Genomic DNA, 18099 nt, shown 5'->3' on the forward strand with positions numbered 1-18099 from the left:
CGCCTAGCGGGCGCTGCGGCGCCGGAGTTGGTCGAAATAGACGATGACGATGATCAGCGCGCCGGTGATGATGCGCTGCCAGAACGAGTTGACGTTGAGAAGATTGGCACCGTTGTTGATCGTCGCAAGGATGAAAGCGCCGAGCAGCGGCCCATGGACCGAGCCGACGGCCCCGAACAGACTGGTGCCGCCGATGACCGACGAGGCGATCGCCTGCAGTTCCCATCCCTCGGCTTGCGTCGCGTTACCGATGCCGATGCGCGAGGCGAGCAGCAGGCCGACGAAGGCGGCGCAGGTCGATGACAGGATATAGGCGAGATAGATGGTGCGGTGCACGTTGACGCCGGAGAGGCGCGCCGCCTCGTTGTTGGAGCCGACCGCGAAGAGATAACGGCCGAAGCGGCTCAAGTGCAGGAAGACATAGGCCGGGATCGCCACCACGATCACCATCCAGAACAGGCTCGGCACACCGAGGAAATCCGCGCGAGAGAAGTTGGTGAAGGCTTCATTGGTGATCGAGATCGTCGAACCGTTGGTGATCAGCAGGCCGATCCCGCGCAGCGATGTCAGGGTCGCAAGCGTGATGATGAAGGGCGGCAGACCCATGCGCACGATGCCGAAGGCATGGAAGGCGCCGATCAGCACCCCGAAGGCGAGCGTGAGGATGATGGCGGCCCAGAGCGGCATGCCAGCCGCAAGCAGCCAGGCGACGATGACGCTGGTGAAGCCGACCACCGCCCCCACCGAAAGATCGATGCCGGCGGTGATGATGACGAAGGTTTGGCCGACCGCGAGGATGGCCGTCATCGCCCCCTGGCGCAACAGGTTGCTGATGTTGTTTGGCGTCCAAAAACTGTTGGTGGCGAGGCCCAGCAGCAGCCAGAGGAACAGAAGCAGCCCCAGGAGGGTGAGGCCGAACAGAATGCTCACGCCCTTGCGTGGCGCCGCGCTGGCGCCGCTTTCCACCGTTTCCGCACTCATCGTCTTCCTCCCTGCGTCTCTCAGATTTCTTTTTATGTGTTCAAACACCGATCGCCTGCGTCAGCACTTCCTCGTGGCTCGCGGCGCGATAGTCGTGGCTAGCAACCAGCCGCCCGCGCCGGAACACGTGCAACTTGTCCGCAAGCTCGTAGACTTCAGGCAGATAGGATGAGATCAGGATGATGCCTGCCCCGTTCTCCAGAAGCCGCGCGAACAGGCGGTAGATCTCGGCCTTGGTGCCCACATCGACGCCGACGGTCGGCTCGTCGAAGATGAAGAGCTTGGCGCCATGGCTCAGCCACTTGCCGATAACGATCTTCTGCTGGTTGCCGCCGGACATGGCCGACGCCAGGACTCGTCGCGACGGCGTCTTGATCTTCAGGTCGCGGATCTGCCGGTCGGCATTCTCCCGCTCCTGCTGGCCGTTGATCGTCAGGCCACGCGTCAGCCGGTTGAACACCGGAAGATTGATGTTGAGGCCGATCGGCAGATTGAGGCACAGGCCCTGATCGCGGCGGCTTTCCGGCGCGAGCGCGATGCCGAGATTCATGGCGACACGCTCGCTGGCGATCTCGACCTTGCGCCCCTTCCAATAGACCTCGCCGGCGCTTGGACGATGCCGACCATAGAGGCCGAGCGCAAACTCGCTGCGCCCCGCTCCGATCAGCCCATAAAGGCCGACGATCTCGCCGGCGCGAACGGTCAGCGATACATCCTGAAAACCGGGGCCACTCAAGTTCCGCGTTTCGACGATGACCTCGCCGGGCGGAAAATGCTCCTTGTGATAGATCTGCTCTATGGTGCGGTTGATCATCAACGCGATCAGCTCCGCCTCGTTCGTCTCGCCAATCTTGCGGGTGCCGACATGGGTGCCGTCGCGCAGCACCGAGACGCGGTCGGCAATCTCGAAGACCTCCTCCATTCGGTGGCTGATATAGACGATGGTCACGCCTTCGGCCTGAAGCCTCTGGATCAGCCGGAAGAGCTGCGCCGATTCCTGTCGGGTGAGATAGGCGGTCGGCTCATCGAAGATCAGGAACTGCGTGCCACGCATGGCGGCGCGCGCCGTGGCGACGAGCTGCTGCTGGCCAATGGTGAGACTGCCGAGCACCGCGCCGGCCGGCAGATTGAAGCCGAGATCGTCGAGCACGCGCTGTGCCGCATCGGTCATGGCGCGCTTGCGCATCAGGCCGTTGCGATTGATCTCGTCGCCGAGGAACATGTTGGCCGCCACGGTCAGGTGGGCGCAGAGCACGACCTCCTGGTGCACGGCGTTGATGCCGCGTTCGATCGCCTCCTGTGGCGTGCCGAGCTGGACGGGTTTGCCGCACCAGACGATTTCGCCTGACGTGCGCTTGATGACGCCGGTCAAGAGTTTGATCAGCGTCGACTTGCCGGCACCGTTTTCGCCGACGATCGCGTGAATTTCACCGGAAAGAAAGGTCAGCGACGCCGGCTTCAAGGCCTCCACGGCGCCGTATTTCTTCTGCAGGGCGCGCAGCTCCAGGATCGGCTCGCCTTTCGGAACCGGGTGGCGCGTCGCCACATGCAGCCCTTCGGTCCTGACGTCGCGTGCCTCTTGCAACTCGGTCATCTGCGCATTCCTCCCATGACAGCGATCGGCTGCGGCCGGTCCTCGCTCCGGCCGCAAGCGCGGTGCGGCAGGCCGGAGGCCCGCCGCGCCATCGTCACTTGATCTTCGGGTTCAAGAGAGCGTCGATCTTCGGGTCCGCCATGTTGGCCTTGGTCACCAGGTTGGCACCGGTATCGACATTCGCCTCGACCTTCTCCTTCTTGGAGACGGCGAGCGCCGTCTTTATGCCATCATAGCCCATGCGATAGGGATCCTGAACGACGAGGCCGGCAAGAACGCCTTCCTTGAGGAAGCCGACGGTCTTGTCGTCGCTGTCGAAGCCGATCACCTTGATCTTGTCACCGAGCTTGTTTTCGGCGATCGCCTGGCCGACACCCTGCGCCATGATCAGGTTGGAGGCGAAGACGCCAACCAGATTGGGGTTGGCGGTGATCAGGTCGGTCATCATGTTGAGGCCGGTGGTCGCCTGACCGTCGGCGTATTTATCAGCAACGACCTTGAAGCCCGGATACTTGGTCTTGACCTGATCGAGGAAACCTTCGCGGCGCTGGTCGAGCGAACCGACGCCCGGAAGGTTGGTGATGATGGCAATTTCGCCCTCTTCCTTACCGGTCATTTCTTTCACAGCTGCGGCGAGCCCGTCGGCAGCGATGCGCCCGCCCTGGACGTTGTCGGTCGTCAGAAACGACGAGAATGCCTTCGAGTCTGCGGCGGAATCGATGCCGATGATCGGTACCGCCTTGGCCGCCTCATCGATCGGCTTGCCAAGCGCCTTGAACTCCGTCGGCGAAATGACGACAGCAGCCGGAGCGCCAGCCACCGCATTCTCAAGAATGCTGATCTGGCCGTTGATGTCGGACTCGGCCTGAGCGCCCAGTTCCGGCACGTTGACACCCAGGTCCTTGCCTGCAGCGCGCGCGCCCGCCAGCACGATCTGCCAGTAGAAGGACGTGGTGTCCTTGACGATGATCGGGATCGTCACGTCCTGCGCGAAGGATGCCACCGGCGTCATGCCGGCGATCATCGCAGCGCTCGCCAAAGCGGTGAAGGCACGACGGGTAAGGCTGCTTTTTAGAATGCTCATCCCAGGTTTCTCCTCTCAGTGCACCGTGTTCCACTTCTTGGAGATCGATCGCAGGTGCTAGCTATCGACCTTTTATCGATAAAAAACATATTGGAATGCTAATACGACAATTCCGGCTTGGCAAGCTGCCGGAACAGCATTTCAGATCGAAACGCGGCTCCCGCCCGCTATACGCGAACCGCCTCGTCGCCGAGCTCCGGCGCGACCAGCGTGAACGGTTCGAAAGCCGCGAAATCGGCCGCTGAAAACCGGTGTTCGGTGAGCGCCATGTTGCGCCTCAGACTCTCCGGCTTGGCGGTGCCGAGCAGCACGGAGGCGACCATGGGATGGCTCAGCGGAAACTGCATGGCTGGCGCGGCAAGCGGCACGTTCATGCCGCGCGCAACCGCCTCCATGGCAGCGACCTTTTGCCGGATATCTTCCGTTGCCGGCATGTAATCGAAATGCGCACCCTCGACCGGACCCGTTGCCAGGATTCCCGAGTTGAAGACCCCGCCGACGACAAGCGAGGTCTGCTTTTTTTCACAGAGCGGCAGCAGTTCGGCGACGGCCGAGCGATCGAGCAACGTGTAACGGCCGGCCAGCAGGATGCAGTCGATATCGGCCCACCGCATGACCTCCAGACAGACCGGCACTTCGTTGACGCCAAGACCATAGGCGGCGATCGCTCCTGAGGATTTCAGCTCCTCCAACGCCTTCAGGCCACCCTCCAGCAACTGCCTGATATAGACGGCATTGCGGGCGGCACCGTGGGTGTAGCCGCCGATGTCGTGGACATAGAGGATGTCGATGCGGCCGAGTCCGAGCCGGGCGTAGCTGAACTCGACGGAGCGCATGATGCCGTCATAGCTGTAGTCGTATCTGACATCGAAATTGAGCGGCTTCACATAGGAATAGTCTGGCACCTTGTCTTCCGGCACCGGATGGAGGAGCCGGCCGACCTTGGTGGAGAGCACGAATTCGTCGCGCGGCTTGTCGCGCAGGAAGTCGCCGACGCGGCGCTCGGCAAGCCCGAGGCCGTAATAGGGTGCCACATCGAAATAGCGCATACCCGACTGCCAGGCCGCGTTCAGTGTCGCGATGGCCGCGTCACGGGTGCACTCCCGGTAGAGCCCGCCGAGGCCGGCGGCACCGAAGCTAAATTCGGTCACCGCTAGTCCGGTTCGACCGATCCGTCTCGTCTGCATTCCCTGTTCTCCTCCTCCAAGGATGCCAGTCGTCACATGTCTAGAGCGTCGCCCCCAGATGCCAGGGCACGAACTCGTTGTCGCCGTAGCCGAAAAGCTCGCTCTTGGTCTTGCGGCCAGAGGCGGTCTCGACGATCAGGTCGAAGATCTCCCGGCCAAGCCCGGCAATGCTCGCCTCCCCCGAAGCGACCACCCCGCAATCGAAGTCCATGTCCTCTTCCATCGCCCGAAACAGCGCCGTGTTGCTGGTAAGCTTGATCGACGGCGCCGGCCTACAGCCGAAACAGCTGCCGCGGCCGGTGGTAAAGGCAATGACGTTGGCACCGCCGGCAACCTGGCCGGTGGCAGATACCGGATCGTAGCCGGGCGTATCCATGAAGACGAGCCCGTGCTCGGTGACCCGTTCGGCATACCGATAGACTGCGTTCAGCGGCGACCGGCCACCCTTGGCGACAGCACCGAGTGATTTTTCAAGAATGGTGGTTAGTCCACCGCGTTTGTTGCCCGGCGAAGGATTGTTGTCGAGCGATGCGCCATGCATCGCCACATAGTTCTCCCACCAGGCAATCAGGCCGTCGAGTTTCACCGCTACGGCCTCATTCACCGCCCGGCTGCGTAGCAGGTGCTCGGCACCATAGATCTCAGAGGTCTCCGAGAGGATCGCCGTGCCGCCGGCTGCAGCAAGGATATCGACGGCGGCGCCAAGCGCCGGATTGGCGGTGATGCCCGAAAGCCCGTCCGACCCGCCACATTGCAAGCCGACGATGATCTCGCTGACCGGAATGGCAATACGGCGCTCTTTTCCGATTTCGGCTGCGATTTCTTCGAGAATGCCGAGTGCCTTTTCCACGGAGCGGCGCGAGCCGCCGGCTTCCTGAATGTTGAAATGACGTTTCTCCGCGCCAGCGCCGCTCTGGCCATAGAGCGTCAATTGATTGACCTCGCAGCCGAGGCCCACCATCAGCACGCCGCCGAAATTGGCATGGCGGGCGTAACCGGCAAGCGTGCGGTGCAGATTGGCCATTCCGTCGCCGGTCGACGACATGCCGCAGCCCTGATCGTGCACGATCGGCACGAAGCCGTCGATGCCTTCGTATTTCGGCAGGATGCGGCGGTTCGCCTCCTCGGCAATGGCACGGCAGACCGTGGTGGAACAGTTAACGCTGGCGACGACACCGATATAGTTTCGCGTCGCAGCCCGGCCATCTGCGCGGCGATAGCCCTTGAAGGTGCGTGCCTTGTCGGCATCGCTTGCCGCCTCCGGCGTCCCTTGTGGACCGATCGCCAGACGATCCCGGTCGAAGGCAAGATTGTGGGAATGCACATGGTCGCCCGGCGCGATGTCGGCGGTCGCCCGTCCGATCGCCTGGGCGTATTTGACGACCGGTTCGCCGGCGCGAATGGGACGGATCGCAATCTTGTGGCCGGCATCGACCTTTACTGCGGCGCGAGCGCCGTTCGGCAAGGCATCACCAGCGGCAATCGCCAATGTCGCCACGACGACGTTGTCCTCCGGTGCGAGCAGGATGGTGGACGGCGCAGACACCGATTTCTCCATGATTGTTATCGTCTGTTCTGTCTTTTATCTACAATAGACAGATCGTCGTCAATGGGTATTATAGCGAAAACATCGGCGACGACGCCGTGCCAACGACCGGACCGGGTGAATGGGAGGAACAGATGTTGACGACAGACGGAGACAAAACCGGATCGCCGCGATAGAGGAGCGTCCCTGACAAGCGCAGACAATTTCGAACCGGCCGGATCTTGCCATGGCAAAACAGAACACCGTCTTCAAGGATGCCTATAACCGCTGCCTGAAGCTTCTGGCGGAAACATCCTCGCTGCCCTCCGAGCCGGAACTTGGGCAGGTGCTCGGCGTCAGCCGGACGACGGTGCGCGCGATCCTCAGCCGCTTCGAGGAGGCGCAGCTCATCGCCTGGGACAAGCGCAAGAAGAACGTGCTGCGGCAGCCCCGCCCCGACGACTACTTCCCAACGGAAGAGACCGATTCGCTCGCCGAAATCATCGAGCGCAGTTTCATGCGCCGGATTCTCGCCGGCGGCGCCGAGCCCGGCATGCAGATCAACGAGCTTGAACTGGCGCGCGAGATCGGCACCGGAACGACCAGTGTGCGCGAGTTCCTGATCCGCTTCAGCCGCTTCGGCCTGATCGAAAAACGGCCAAACAGCCACTGGATCCTGAAAGGCTTCACGCGTGAATTCGCGCTGGAGCTGACGGAAGTGCGCGAGATGTTCGAGCTGCGCTCGGCCGCACGTTTCGTCTCGCTTCCGGATGATCACCCGGCCTGGGAGGAGCTCAGGGAAATCGAGACCCTGCACCGGGAAATGCTTGCCGATATCGACAACCGCTACCGGGAGTTTTCCGAGTTAGACGAGCAGTTCCACCTGCTAGTGCACAAGGCATCCAGCAACCGCTTCATCGTCGATTTCTACGATATCATCGCGATCGTCTTCCACTATCACTACCAGTGGAACAAGACGAATGCCCGCCAGCGCAACGCCCGCGCGCTTGAAGAACACCTCGCCTATATCGAAGCGTTGCGCTCGCATGATCCCGCAAAGGCCGAACAGGCCTGCCGGCGGCATCTCCAGTCCGCGCGCGAAACTCTCCTTCAATCCATTCCATAGCCAGCTACCGGAGCCACAGATGCCGACGCCGATCGTGCAATTCGGAACCAGCCGCTTTCTTCAAGCGCATGCCGATCTCTTCGTCAGCGACGCGCTGAAGGCGGGAAAGGCACCAGGCCCGATCACGATCGTGCAGACAACCGGATCCAGCGAGCGTTCCGGACGTCTTGCGGCGCTCGCGCGCCCCGAAGGCTTTCCCGTCATCATCCGCGGCATCCAAGACGGGGAGCGGATCGACGCGACGCAGCGGGTGACGAGCGTGACGCGGGCGCTTTCAACCGCTGAAAACTGGAGCGAGGTCCGGGAGATTGTTGCCCAGGAAGCGGAAATCCTGATCTCCAATACCGGCGATACGGGTTACCGGATCACCGACGACGACCTGGTCACGGACATTCCCCGTTCCTTTCCCGGCAAGCTGCTCCTGCTCCTGAAGGCCCGCTTTGAAGCGGGTGGGCGCGCCCTGACGATCCTTCCTTGCGAGCTCGTGTCACGCAACGGCGATGTGCTGAAGGCGCTGATGCTGGGGCTCGCGGCGGAGCGGGCCAAAGACACCGCTTTCACGAACTGGCTGAACACAGGTGTCGTCTGGGCAAACACATTGGTCGACCGCATCGTCTCCGAGCCTCTGGAGCCCGCCGGTGCGATTGCCGAACCCTATGCGCTCTGGGCGATCGAAAACCAGCCCGGCTTGCACCTTCCGTGCATTCATCCGTCCGTGAAGCTCGTTGATGACCTGACGCCTTACGAGAAGCTGAAGCTTCACATCCTCAATCTCGGCCACACCGTGCTGGCCGATCTCTGGCTGAGGGAGGGCCGTAACCCGCATGAGACCGTCCGGGAGACGCTCGCCGACGCCCGCGTAGCAGCATATCTCGACCGCATCTATCGATCCGAAGTCATTCCCGCTTTCGCCGCGAAGGACCTGCAAAGCGAAGCGACGGACTATGTCGCCGCGACGCTGGAGCGCTTCAGAAACCCGTTCCTCAATCATCGCCTAAGCGATATCGCCAACCATCACCGCGAAAAGATCGCGCGCCGGATCGGCGACCTCCGGCTCTGGAGCCCGGGCGTAGCAATGCCCGGGCTCACGGCAATCTCGGATCAGTAGCCGGATTCCTGCTTCTTTGGTGCCACCGCCACCTCGCCGAGAAACTCCTGGCGCAGCGCCGTCGTCGCGCGCACGAGCGACGTGACATCCGTGCCGATCGCCATGAAATCGGCGCCCATCTCGCGGTAGTCGCGCGCCTGATCGAGATCGAGCGTCATGATGCCCCTCGCCTTGCCGGCCTTCTTGATACGCTCGAACGCGTCGGCGATTGCCGCGCGCACCTCCGGATGGCCCGGCTTGCCGAGATAACCCATGTCGGCCGCCAGGTCGGAAGGGCCGATGAAGAGGCCGTCAACGCAATCAAGCGCGGCAATCTCATCGATCGCAGCAAGACCCGCGCGGCTCTCGATCTGCAGGATCAGGCAGATTTCATCACCGGCGGTCTGGAGATAGTCGCCGATGCGGCCGAATTGCGAGGCCCGACCGAGGGCGGCGCCGACGCCGCGAACGCCATGCGGCGGATAACGGGTGGCGCGCACCAGCTGCTGTGCCTGCGCCAGGCTCTCGACCATCGGGATCAGCAGGGTCTGCACACCGGTGTCGAGAATCTGCTTGATCAGCACCGTGTCGCCGACCGGCAGGCGAACCATCGGGTGGCTCGCCGATGCCGAGACCGCGCGAAACTGCGCCGACAGCAAGGGAATGTCATTCGGCGCATGCTCGCCGTCGATCAGCAGCCAGTCATAGCCGCTGCCGGAAACCACTTCCGCCGCGTATGGGCTGGCGAGCGCCACCCACAGCCCGAGCTGGAAGCGGTTTTCGCGCAGAGCCGCTTTAAAGGGGTTCTTCGGTGCCGGCATGCTGACTCTCCTTAAACTTAGCGTGGGATCGAGCTTCGCCCCTCATCCGCCTGCCGGCACCTTCGTCCTGGAAAAAGGAGGACGGACGATGCCGCACCGACTCAAGTCCCCTCGCCCCGCTTGCGGGGAGAGGCTAGGGTGAGGGGCAATCTCACGCCATCGATGGATTCGACTGCGAAGACTAACGCCTTGCTGGCAAAAGAAAACCGGCCAAAACGTTGGCCGGTTTGTTGCAAGTCGGATTTTCGCCTGTTTCAGGCCACGCCGCCGAGGCAGACGTATTTGATCTCGGTGAACTCTTCGATGCCGTAGCGCGAGCCCTCGCGGCCGAGACCGGAGAGTTTCACGCCCCCGAACGGCGCTTCCGCTGTCGAGATCAGGCCGGTGTTGACGCCGACCATGCCGTATTCCAGCGCTTCGGCCACCCGGAAAACCCGCGCCAGGTCCTTGGCATAGAAGTAGGAGGCAAGGCCGAACTCAGTGTCGTTTGCCTGTTCGACCACATCCGCCTCATCGGCGAAGCGGAAGAGCGGCGCCACCGGGCCAAAGGTCTCTTCGCGCGCCACCGCCATCGCCTGGGTGACATCGGCCAGAACCGTCGCCTCATAGAAGGTGCCGCCGAGCGTGTGACGCTTACCGCCCTGGATCACGCGCGCGCCCTTGGAGGTGGCGTCGGCAATATGCTCCTCGACCTTCTCCAGCGCCGCCTTGTCGATCAGCGGCCCGAGGATCACGCCCTCGTCGAGGCCGTTGCCGATCTTCAGCTTGGCGACCGCCTTGGCGAGCTTGTCGGAAAAGGCGTCGTAGACCTTGTCCTGCACATAGATGCGGTTAGCACAGACGCAGGTCTGGCCGTTGTTGCGGAACTTGGCGATCAGCGCGCCCTCAACCGCCGCATCGAGATCGGCATCGTCGAAGACGATGAAGGGAGCATTGCCGCCAAGCTCGAGGCCGAGCTTTTTGATGGTGGCGGCGCTCTGGCGATAGAGCTCGGCACCGACTTCGGTCGAGCCGGTGAAGGTCAGCTTGCGCACGACGGGGTTGGAGGTCATCTCGGCACCGATCTCGCGGGCCGAGCCGGTGATGACGCTGAACAGGCCCTTCGGCAAGCCGGCGCGTTCGGCGAGAATGGCGATCGCGATTGCCGAGAACGGCGTCTGTGCCGCCGGCTTCAACACCATCGCGCAACCTGCAGCGAAAGCCGGGCCGGCCTTGCGGGTGATCATCGCATTGGGGAAGTTCCAGGGCGTGATTGCCGCGACGACGCCGATCGGCTGCTTCATCACCAGGATGCGCTTGTCGGGCTGATGACCGGGGATCAGGTCGCCATAGAGGCGGCGCGCCTCTTCGGCGAACCACTCGACGAAACTTGCGCCATAGACGATTTCGCCCGTTGCTTCGGCAAGCGGCTTGCCCTGCTCCAGCGTCAGGATGCGGCCGAGATCTTCCTTATTCTCGATCATCAGCTCGAACCACTTGCGCAAAACGCCGGCGCGGTCCTTGGCCGTGCGCGCCGCCCAGCCCTTCTGGGCCACGCGCGCCGCCTCGATCGCCGCCCTGGTTTCCTTGGCGCCGAGCTTCGGCACCCGGCCGATGATCTCACCGGTCGCCGGGTTGTTCACCTCGATCGCGTTCGCCGCGTCCGCCTCGATCCACTCGCCGCCGACGAGCGCTGCCTGGCGAAACAATGATGGGTCTTTAAACGACATGATCCGTCCTCTCTCAAAGTCTACAGAACTTATACAACTTTTTTCTTGGAAACGGCAATGACCCACGCGACCGTTTCTGCACTTTCCTGGCGCGCCTCGCGTACCGACCGCGCTCGCGTTCCCGTGCGTCCAACCCGGTTTCATCCACACCCGTCCTCATGTAGCGTCCGAAACGAATCGAGCCATAGGCGCAGGTGACAGATCAGGCACCGAAGATCGGCCGAGGATATAGAGAACACATAGAAGAGGCATGTCCATGACGGCGACCAACAACAGAAAAGCCGATTATCCCATCGATGCCATGTTCCTGGAGCGCTGGTCGCCCCGCGCCTTCACCAACGAGGAGATCGAGGAACGCGAACTGCTTTCCTTCTTCGAAGCGGCCCGATGGGCGCCGTCTGCGAGCAACCGGCAGCCCTGGCGCTTCGTCTATGCCCGTCGCGGAACGGAGCACTTTCCGGTGCTGCTCCACACGCTCGATGAAGGCAACCAGCGCTGGGCGAAGAACGCTGCCGCGCTTCTGATCGTTATTTCAAGAACCCACAACCAGGCACAGAACGGCGAGATGCGGCCGGCCTATACCCACGCCTTCGACACGGGCTCGGCCTGGTACAGCCTCGCTCTGCAGGCTTCCCTTGGCGGCTGGCATACCCATGGTATGGCCGGCATCGACCGCGACAAGGCGATGCGCGTTCTGAACGTTCCCGAGCATCACCGGGTCGAGGCCGCCGTGGCGATCGGACGGCTGGCTGACCCCTCGACGCTACCGGACGACCTGCGCGCACGCGAAATCCCGAGCCAGCGCAAGCCGGTCAGCGAGTTCGCCTTCGAAGGCCAGTTCAAGGGCGAATAACGAAAAATCCCGGCGCCGCAAGGCACCGGGATTCCAAGTGGTCACGATATCCGAGAAGATCAGATGTCGAGGTTGGCGACGCTCAGTGCGTTTTCCTGGATGAAGTCGCGGCGCGGCTCGACCTCGTCGCCCATCAGGCGCGAAAACAGGCCGTCGGCATCGGTGGCGTCGGTGACGCGGACCTGCAGCAGCGAGCGGACGTTCGGATCGAGCGTCGTTTCCCAGAGCTGCTCGGCATTCATTTCACCGAGGCCCTTGTAGCGCTGCATCGAGAGACCCTTGCGACCGGCCGCGAAGATCGCATCGAGAAGCGCACGCGGTCCGCTGATCTCCAGGGTACCGTCGCGACGCCGCAGGACCGGCGGGGCAGCATAGACTTCCTTGAGCTTCGCGGTGAGCTGGTCGATGTAGCGGGCATCGGACGAGCCGATCAGCGCCATATCGAGCACCGCGACTTCCTTGACGCCGCGGACCATGCGCTCGAGGCGAAGACCGCCTTCTGCCGTGACCGCACCGCTCCAGCCGCGTTCGGTTTCCTCGGCGATGACGTCGAGGCGACGAGCAACCTCCGCAGCGACCGCCTCATAGGCATCACGCTGGCCGTTGAGCTCGACATTCAGCGCGCCGGCAATCGCTGCCTGCTCAACGATCGAGCGGTTGTAGCGCGAATGCAGCCCGTTCATCAGATTGCGCAGGCGGAGTGCATCATTGATGACTTCGCGCAGATCCTGGCCGGCGCGCACTTCGCCTGATTCCAGCTCCAGCGTGGCTTCTTCCAGACCCATCGTGATCAGGTAGTCTTCCAGTGCCTGCTCGTTCTTGAGGTATTGAGCCGACTTGCCACGCGTCACCTTATAGAGCGGCGGCTGGGCGATATAGAGATGCCCGCGCTCGATCAATTCCGGCATCTGGCGGAAGAAGAAGGTGAGCAGCAGGGTGCGGATATGGGCGCCGTCGACGTCGGCGTCCGTCATGATGATGATCTTGTGATAGCGCAGCTTGTCGGCGTTGAACTCGTCCTTGCCGATCGACGTGCCGAGCGCGGTGATCAGCGTACCGATTTCCTGACTCGACAGCATCTTGTCGAAGCGCGCACGCTCGACATTGAGGATCTTGCCGCGCAGCGGCAGGATCGCCTGGTTTTCGCGCGAGCGGCCCTGCTTGGCGGAGCCACCTGCCGAGTCACCCTCCACCAGGAAGACTTCGGACTTGGCCGGGTCACGCTCGGAGCAATCGGCAAGCTTTCCGGGCAGCGACGAGATATCGAGCGCACCCTTGCGGCGCGTCAGTTCGCGGGCCTTGCGGGCGGCTTCGCGGGCAGCAGCCGCTTCGACCACCTTGCCGACGAGGATCTTGGCTTCGCTCGGATGTTCTTCGAACCAGGTGCTGAGCGCTTCGTTGACGAGGCTTTCGACAACCGGGCGCACTTCTGAAGACACCAGCTTGTCCTTCGTCTGCGATGAGAACTTCGGATCTGGAACCTTGACCGAAAGAACAGCCGTCAGGCCTTCGCGGCAGTCCTCGCCCTGGAGCGTGACCTTTTCCCTCTTGGTGATGCCCGAGGAATCCGCGTAGGAGGTGACCTGGCGCGTCAGCGCGCCGCGGAAGCCCGCCATATGGGTGCCGCCGTCGCGCTGCGGGATGTTGTTGGTAAAGCAGAGCACGTTTTCGTGGTAGCTGTCGTTCCACCACATCGCCACTTCGACGGTGATGCCGTCCTTTTCGCCGCGGATCGATACGGGCTTGTGCACCAGCGGCTTCTTCGCCCGGTCGAGATAGGCGACAAAGGCCTCCAGCCCACCTTCATACATCAACTCGTCGCGGCGGATGTCTGAATGACGCTTGTCGGTCAAGACGATGCGAACGCCGGAATTCAGAAAGGCGAGTTCGCGCAGGCGATGTTCGAGCGTCGCATAATCGAATTCGATCTTCGAGAAGGTCTGCTCGCTCGGCATGAAGGTGACTTCGGTGCCCGTCTCCGTGCCGGCGTCGCCGGTAACGGCAAGAGCACCATCGGCGACGCCGTGCGTGAAGCTCATCTCGTGAATTTTGCCGGCGCGCCGGATTTTCAGCTTCAATGAAACCGACAGGGCGTTGACGACGGAGACGCCGACGCCGTGCAGACCGCCCGAAACCTTGTAGGAGTTCTGGTCGAATTTTCCGCCGGCGTGTAGCTGGGTCATGATGACCTCGGCTGCCGAGACGCCTTCTTCCTTGTGGATGTCGGTCGGGATGCCGCGACCGTTATCCGTGACCGTTACCGATCCATCAGAATTAAGCGTCACCGTTACGATATCCGCATGACCGGCAAGCGCTTCGTCGATCGCGTTGTCGACGACCTCATACACCATGTGGTGCAGACCGGAGCCGTCATCCGTGTCGCCGATATACATGCCCGGCCGCTTGCGCACGGCATCCAGGCCCTTCAGCACCTTGATGGAATCGGCACCATATTCGGCGCTGGCGCCGGTTTCGGTCTCAGGATTGTCGGTCATTCAGCTACGGGTCTTTCCAGGTTGTTCGGACAGGGTGATTCGTTGCGAATCACGTCTCGGACGCCTCGTGGACTATAGAAAATTTGTCCACGGTTCCAAATCCCGGACCGCCGGGCAGCGGCCGGAAACAGGCATTCATCCCCTGTCATTATCAGGAAATGTGGCTTTTTCCAAAACATCTTCCAGGGCGCGGATCGTCTCAGGCGACAAAGCGCGGATTTGTTCGCTGAGGCGGTTGGCAAATGCCGTGTGCTCCGGCGTCAGGCCCGACGTGTCCAGCACGACTTTCGGTGCGGAGACGTTGGCGACACGGAACAACTCCTCCGCCTCATCCCAGATCACATTGAAATAGCCGGCCACCCGCTGGAGAAAATCGAAGCTCGGCGCGCCGCGCTTTCCGTGTTCGAGGGCTGAGAGATAGGCGGCCGAAACGTTGATCGCCGCTGCCATCTGTTTCTGCGACACGCCCTTCCTGCGCCTGAGTTCGCGCAGCGCCTCGCCGAAGGGTGTCATATCGCGCTTCCCCTCACACGCGCCAGGCGGACATATAGAGCACCCTCGCCGCCATGGTTGCGGGCGGCCTGCTCGTAGGATGAGATCAGCGGCCGGAACTCGGGCAAGGAGAACCAGAGCGGTACCGCCCGCTTCAAAGCACCGTCGCTGCCGAACGAGGTGCCCTTGCCGGTTATGACGAGCACATGGCGCAGCCCGCGCTCATGCGCCCTTAAGAGAAACTGCAACAGCAAACCATGCGCTTCGCTCTGGATCATGCCATGCAGGTCGATCCGGGCTTCGAGTGTCAGGCGCCCCTTGGCGAGCTTGCGCTTGACCGGCTTCTCAAGCGGATGATGCAGTTTCTCGCCCGTCTTTTTCGTCAGCGCGATACCCGGCTGTTCGACGGCGCCGGTCGATTTCTGCTGCTGCTTGGCTTTCGGTTCTTCCTGCGCCTTCGGCTCTTCGTCTACGGCCAACATGTCCATCAGGTCGTCGAGCCGACCCGGCATCGGTCTCGTCGAGCGGGCAACCTTGCCCCAGAGAATGCGATCTTCGGACGAAAGCTCTTTTTTCTTAGGCATGGCCGTATCGTGCCGCGGCCGCCTTGGGAACGAAAACATAGAAGTCGGCCTGATTACGAACTGCCCCGGCCCGTTCGCCCGCCTCGAAGCCGGAACCGGTGAAGATGTCACCGCGCGCTGGACCGACGATTGCCGACCCCGTGTCGAGCGCCAGCATCAGGCGCTGGAAGGGCTTTCCGTCATCGAGGCGTGTCAGGCTCTCGCTCGCGATATAGAAGGGTACGCCGAAGGTATGGATCAGCCGGTCCACCGCCAAGGAACGTCCCGGCTCGAGCGAGACCTTGGCAGCGGCGATCGGACCCAGGTGCTCGTCCTCGACAGCGGCCTCGCGGAAGAAGATAAACGACCGGTTGTGCCAGAGGACCTCATCGACGTCGTCCGGATGCGCCTCCAGCCAGTCGCGAATGCTCATCATCGAGACGGTCGCGGCATCGATCTTGCCGCGTTCGATCAGCAGTTTGCCGACGGCTGAGAAATAGTGGCCGGTCTTGGCGGCATAGGTGACGCGGCGACGCGAACCATTCGGGAATAGGAGCCGCGCCGCACCCTGGACATGAACGAAGAAAACTTCGACCTTGGACTTCGCATAGGCGATCTCCAGGCCGCGGCCGGCAAGGTAGCCCTGCTCGATTGCCCGCCTGTCCGGATACTCGCTGATCCGGCCATCCTCGGAAAGACCAAAGGCGAAATAGGGATCCATCCCATCGGGCCGGTTGGTGTCGTCGATATCGACCAGATCCGCAGGGCGTCGGTAGAGCGGATAGCGATAGGTCTCGTCCGCTTCGGCGCGAACCTCGATTTCCGGTTCGTAGAAGGCGGTGACAAAGCCGGAACCCGCTTCCGGTTTGATCCGGAACGGTGCGAAGTGCTTCTCGAAGAAGGCCCGTGCGCCGTCAGCTGTGTCGACGTCGGCTGACGAAGCCGAGAAGGCCGGCATAAGATCATCGGCCGAGATCCCCATCGATCCGGTGCGATAGGGCTTGGTCGAGACGTGCTTCTGACAGCGGCGCATCGCCTCTATCACCTTGGTCGGGTCGTCGTCCCGCCAGCCCGGAAGATCGTCGAAACTGACGGGTTCAAGTCGAAAGGACATCGTCGCCACGGCCGCTCAATTTTCGGATTCGGTGGCGATCAGCTTCCAGTTCGGATCCCGCGAACGGATGTCGCGCGCAAAGGTCCAGAGATCATTGACCTCGGCAACCGATTCGGCATCGCCGTCGATCAGGCCACCCTGTTTGTCATAAGTCGCCGAAATCAGCTGGCTGACGATACGGACCGTGATGTTCTCTTCGCTGTCCTTCACTTCGGCGTGAATGATGTCGGCCTTGTCGATGCCGACGAAGGTGGACTTGACGACTTCGCCCTTGCGCTCCCGGTCGGTGATCGCCGCGTCGAAGCCTTCATAGACCTCGCGGGACAACAGGTTCTTCAGCGTCTTGCGGTCACCGTCAGCAAAGGCCATGACGATCATCTCGTAGGCCATCTTGGCGCCGTTGACGAATTCCTTGGGATCGAAGCTCGGATCAGCGTCGCTCAGCGCTCGAAGCTGGGTGTTCAGTGTTGTGCCAGCCTTGGCGAAGGCATCGATCGATTCGTAACGACCCGCTTCTTCTTCCGCGCTCTCGCGTCGCGGCAATTGCACGACCTTGCCCTTGTCGCCGTTTTCCGGCCCCTGGCTCATGTCTCGCGGCGAATAGGGATCGAATGGCGGCCGTTCGCTTCCTGTCCGGCGGCCCAAAACGCTGCGCAGTTGCAGGAAAATGACCACCGCGGCGATCAGGAAAAAAAACGTGATGAAGTCAAAAGAGCCCATTTCCACCCGGAACCGCTGTTAGAATTTCTCGTGGCTATTCCATATAGTCCGCAAGAATAGATCATTCAAATGGCGATGTCGCACCCTTACAGCACCGAACGTCTTTTAAGACGCACAAAGGTCGCTGTGGCGCTTTAGAGTTGCTGCATGTTTTTGCTCTTAAGTCGGAGACGATTTAAGGGAACACCAGGTTTCATTTTCGGGCAGATTGATGCGCTCATTTCTTATTCCCATCTTCGGGCTCCCGCTCGCCGAGATCGCCGGTTTCGTCGTCGTCGGCCGAGAGATCGGACTTTTGATGACGCTGCTTCTGGTGCTTGCAAGCGCATTTGTGGGTGTGATCCTGCTCCGAGTCCAGGGATTTACCGTCATCCGCAGGATGCAGGATGCCACCCGCACAGGCAGTGACCCGGGCCGGGAGGTGATCGGCGGCGCCTTGCTGTTCGTCGCGGCGATCCTGCTCGTCGTACCGGGCTTCGTCAGCGACGTGATCGGTCTCCTCCTGTTTCTGCCCTTTGTCCGCGACGTCGTGGCCGCCTATCTGCGCAAGAGGATGACGATCGTGACGGCGGCATCCGGGACGAACTGGTACCCACAAGACGACCCGCGGCAGCCACGACCCTCGACGCGCGTCATCGACCTCGACGAAGGCGAATTTTCGCGGAAGGACGACGAGGATCCGCCGCAAGGTGGGGACCGCGATCGCCCCTAGACGAGGAGCGTTTGGCGGAATGCGCATCCGGCACTC

Annotated in this window: 16 protein-coding genes; 4 read left to right on the top strand and 12 right to left on the bottom strand. The window is 62.1% G+C overall.

Annotation, left to right across the window (positions count from 1 at the left end; all coding sequences use genetic code 11):
* Nucleotides 1-3: 3 nt before the first annotated feature.
* The 5 genes from ACTJKE_RS02450 to ACTJKE_RS02470 all read right to left on the bottom strand — a co-directional run bounded on the left by ACTJKE_RS02450 (nt 4) and on the right by ACTJKE_RS02470 (nt 6404).
* Nucleotides 4-981, bottom strand: a complete 978-nt coding sequence (locus ACTJKE_RS02450; protein WP_058321607.1) for an ABC transporter permease — start codon at nt 979-981, stop codon at nt 4-6.
* 40 nt (nt 982-1021) lie between these two features.
* The gene (locus ACTJKE_RS02455; protein WP_058327479.1) at nt 1022-2575 is read right to left on the bottom strand and encodes a sugar ABC transporter ATP-binding protein; all 1554 of its coding nucleotides are present in this window, start codon (nt 2573-2575) and stop codon (nt 1022-1024) included.
* Between the two features lie 94 nt (nt 2576-2669).
* Nucleotides 2670-3659, bottom strand: a complete 990-nt coding sequence (locus ACTJKE_RS02460; RefSeq protein WP_058327480.1) for an ABC transporter substrate-binding protein — start codon at nt 3657-3659, stop codon at nt 2670-2672.
* 167 nt (nt 3660-3826) lie between these two features.
* Nucleotides 3827-4846, bottom strand: coding sequence for an aldo/keto reductase (locus ACTJKE_RS02465; RefSeq protein WP_112995078.1), 1020 nt, complete (start codon nt 4844-4846; stop codon nt 3827-3829).
* A 40-nt stretch (nt 4847-4886) separates the two neighbouring features.
* Entirely contained in the window at nt 4887-6404 is a 1518-nt protein-coding gene (locus ACTJKE_RS02470; RefSeq protein ID WP_255571511.1) for a UxaA family hydrolase, read from the bottom strand.
* Nucleotides 6405-6618: 214 nt separating this feature from the next.
* Between ACTJKE_RS02470 and ACTJKE_RS02475 the strand changes: the two genes are divergently transcribed.
* Nucleotides 6619-7497 carry a GntR family transcriptional regulator gene (locus ACTJKE_RS02475; protein ID WP_057252035.1) on the top strand — a complete coding sequence of 293 codons (879 nt, stop codon included), beginning with the start codon at nt 6619-6621 and terminating at the stop codon, nt 7495-7497.
* Nucleotides 7498-7516: 19 nt separating this feature from the next.
* Nucleotides 7517-8605, top strand: coding sequence for a mannitol dehydrogenase family protein (locus ACTJKE_RS02480; protein ID WP_112995080.1), 1089 nt, complete (start codon nt 7517-7519; stop codon nt 8603-8605).
* Here ACTJKE_RS02480 and ACTJKE_RS02485 read toward each other — a convergent pair.
* Nucleotides 8599-9405: an aldolase/citrate lyase family protein gene (locus ACTJKE_RS02485; RefSeq protein ID WP_112995081.1), complete on the bottom strand. Its 807-nt coding sequence runs from the start codon at nt 9403-9405 to the stop codon at nt 8599-8601. The two genes, ACTJKE_RS02480 and ACTJKE_RS02485, sit on opposite strands and share 7 nt — an antisense overlap.
* 254 nt (nt 9406-9659) lie before the next feature.
* Nucleotides 9660-11114, bottom strand: a complete 1455-nt coding sequence (gene gabD / locus ACTJKE_RS02490; protein ID WP_110879972.1) for an NADP-dependent succinate-semialdehyde dehydrogenase — start codon at nt 11112-11114, stop codon at nt 9660-9662.
* A 256-nt stretch (nt 11115-11370) separates the two neighbouring features.
* On the opposite strand from gabD, the gene ACTJKE_RS02495 reads away from it, so the two are divergent.
* Nucleotides 11371-11967 (top strand): nitroreductase family protein, encoded by a 597-nt coding sequence (locus tag ACTJKE_RS02495; RefSeq protein ID WP_058327507.1) that lies wholly within the window; start codon nt 11371-11373, stop codon nt 11965-11967.
* A 59-nt stretch (nt 11968-12026) separates the two neighbouring features.
* Here ACTJKE_RS02495 and gyrB read toward each other — a convergent pair whose 3' ends face one another.
* The 5 genes from gyrB to ACTJKE_RS02520 all read right to left on the bottom strand — a co-directional run bounded on the left by gyrB (nt 12027) and on the right by ACTJKE_RS02520 (nt 17351).
* Nucleotides 12027-14462: a DNA topoisomerase (ATP-hydrolyzing) subunit B gene (gene gyrB, locus ACTJKE_RS02500; protein WP_440691127.1), complete on the bottom strand. Its 2436-nt coding sequence runs from the start codon at nt 14460-14462 to the stop codon at nt 12027-12029.
* A gap of 135 nt (nt 14463-14597) precedes the next feature.
* Nucleotides 14598-14975 (bottom strand): helix-turn-helix domain-containing protein, encoded by a 378-nt coding sequence (locus ACTJKE_RS02505; RefSeq protein WP_058327486.1) that lies wholly within the window; start codon nt 14973-14975, stop codon nt 14598-14600.
* Nucleotides 14972-15538 (bottom strand): Smr/MutS family protein, encoded by a 567-nt coding sequence (locus ACTJKE_RS02510; protein WP_112995084.1) that lies wholly within the window; start codon nt 15536-15538, stop codon nt 14972-14974. Before ACTJKE_RS02510 ends, ACTJKE_RS02505 begins: the two co-directional genes overlap by 4 nt.
* The gene (mltA, locus tag ACTJKE_RS02515) at nt 15531-16631 is read right to left on the bottom strand and encodes a murein transglycosylase A (protein WP_112995085.1); all 1101 of its coding nucleotides are present in this window, start codon (nt 16629-16631) and stop codon (nt 15531-15533) included. Before mltA ends, ACTJKE_RS02510 begins: the two co-directional genes overlap by 8 nt.
* A 15-nt stretch (nt 16632-16646) precedes the next feature.
* Entirely contained in the window at nt 16647-17351 is a 705-nt protein-coding gene (locus tag ACTJKE_RS02520; RefSeq protein WP_057252027.1) for a Tim44/TimA family putative adaptor protein, read from the bottom strand.
* 211 nt (nt 17352-17562) lie between these two features.
* Here ACTJKE_RS02520 and ACTJKE_RS02525 point away from each other — a divergent pair, with 211 nt between their 5' ends.
* Nucleotides 17563-18063: an FxsA family protein gene (locus ACTJKE_RS02525; protein WP_440691129.1), complete on the top strand. Its 501-nt coding sequence runs from the start codon at nt 17563-17565 to the stop codon at nt 18061-18063.
* Nucleotides 18064-18099 lie beyond the last annotated feature (36 nt).

It is taken from the genome of Ensifer sp. 22521, assembly GCF_052044795.1.
In the GTDB taxonomy this organism is placed as follows: domain Bacteria; phylum Pseudomonadota; class Alphaproteobacteria; order Rhizobiales; family Rhizobiaceae; genus Ensifer.

Excerpts from the sequence above, each read along its gene's own strand:
- ACTJKE_RS02450 (WP_058321607.1), bottom strand. The coding sequence starts at position 981 with ATGAGTGCGGAAACGGTGGAAAGCGGCGCCAGCGCGGCGCCACGCAAG.
- ACTJKE_RS02455 (WP_058327479.1), bottom strand. The coding sequence starts at position 2,575 with ATGACCGAGTTGCAAGAGGCACGCGACGTCAGGACCGAAGGGCTGCAT.
- ACTJKE_RS02460 (WP_058327480.1), bottom strand. The coding sequence starts at position 3,659 with ATGAGCATTCTAAAAAGCAGCCTTACCCGTCGTGCCTTCACCGCTTTG.
- ACTJKE_RS02465 (WP_112995078.1), bottom strand. The coding sequence starts at position 4,846 with ATGCAGACGAGACGGATCGGTCGAACCGGACTAGCGGTGACCGAATTT.
- ACTJKE_RS02470 (WP_255571511.1), bottom strand. The coding sequence starts at position 6,404 with ATGGAGAAATCGGTGTCTGCGCCGTCCACCATCCTGCTCGCACCGGAG.
- ACTJKE_RS02475 (WP_057252035.1), top strand. The coding sequence starts at position 6,619 with ATGGCAAAACAGAACACCGTCTTCAAGGATGCCTATAACCGCTGCCTG.
- ACTJKE_RS02480 (WP_112995080.1), top strand. The coding sequence starts at position 7,517 with ATGCCGACGCCGATCGTGCAATTCGGAACCAGCCGCTTTCTTCAAGCG.
- ACTJKE_RS02485 (WP_112995081.1), bottom strand. The coding sequence starts at position 9,405 with ATGCCGGCACCGAAGAACCCCTTTAAAGCGGCTCTGCGCGAAAACCGC.
- gabD (WP_110879972.1), bottom strand. The coding sequence starts at position 11,114 with ATGTCGTTTAAAGACCCATCATTGTTTCGCCAGGCAGCGCTCGTCGGC.
- ACTJKE_RS02495 (WP_058327507.1), top strand. The coding sequence starts at position 11,371 with ATGACGGCGACCAACAACAGAAAAGCCGATTATCCCATCGATGCCATG.
- gyrB (WP_440691127.1), bottom strand. The coding sequence starts at position 14,462 with ATGACCGACAATCCTGAGACCGAAACCGGCGCCAGCGCCGAATATGGT.
- ACTJKE_RS02505 (WP_058327486.1), bottom strand. The coding sequence starts at position 14,975 with ATGACACCCTTCGGCGAGGCGCTGCGCGAACTCAGGCGCAGGAAGGGC.
- ACTJKE_RS02510 (WP_112995084.1), bottom strand. The coding sequence starts at position 15,538 with ATGCCTAAGAAAAAAGAGCTTTCGTCCGAAGATCGCATTCTCTGGGGC.
- mltA (WP_112995085.1), bottom strand. The coding sequence starts at position 16,631 with ATGTCCTTTCGACTTGAACCCGTCAGTTTCGACGATCTTCCGGGCTGG.
- ACTJKE_RS02520 (WP_057252027.1), bottom strand. The coding sequence starts at position 17,351 with ATGGGCTCTTTTGACTTCATCACGTTTTTTTTCCTGATCGCCGCGGTG.
- ACTJKE_RS02525 (WP_440691129.1), top strand. The coding sequence starts at position 17,563 with ATGCGCTCATTTCTTATTCCCATCTTCGGGCTCCCGCTCGCCGAGATC.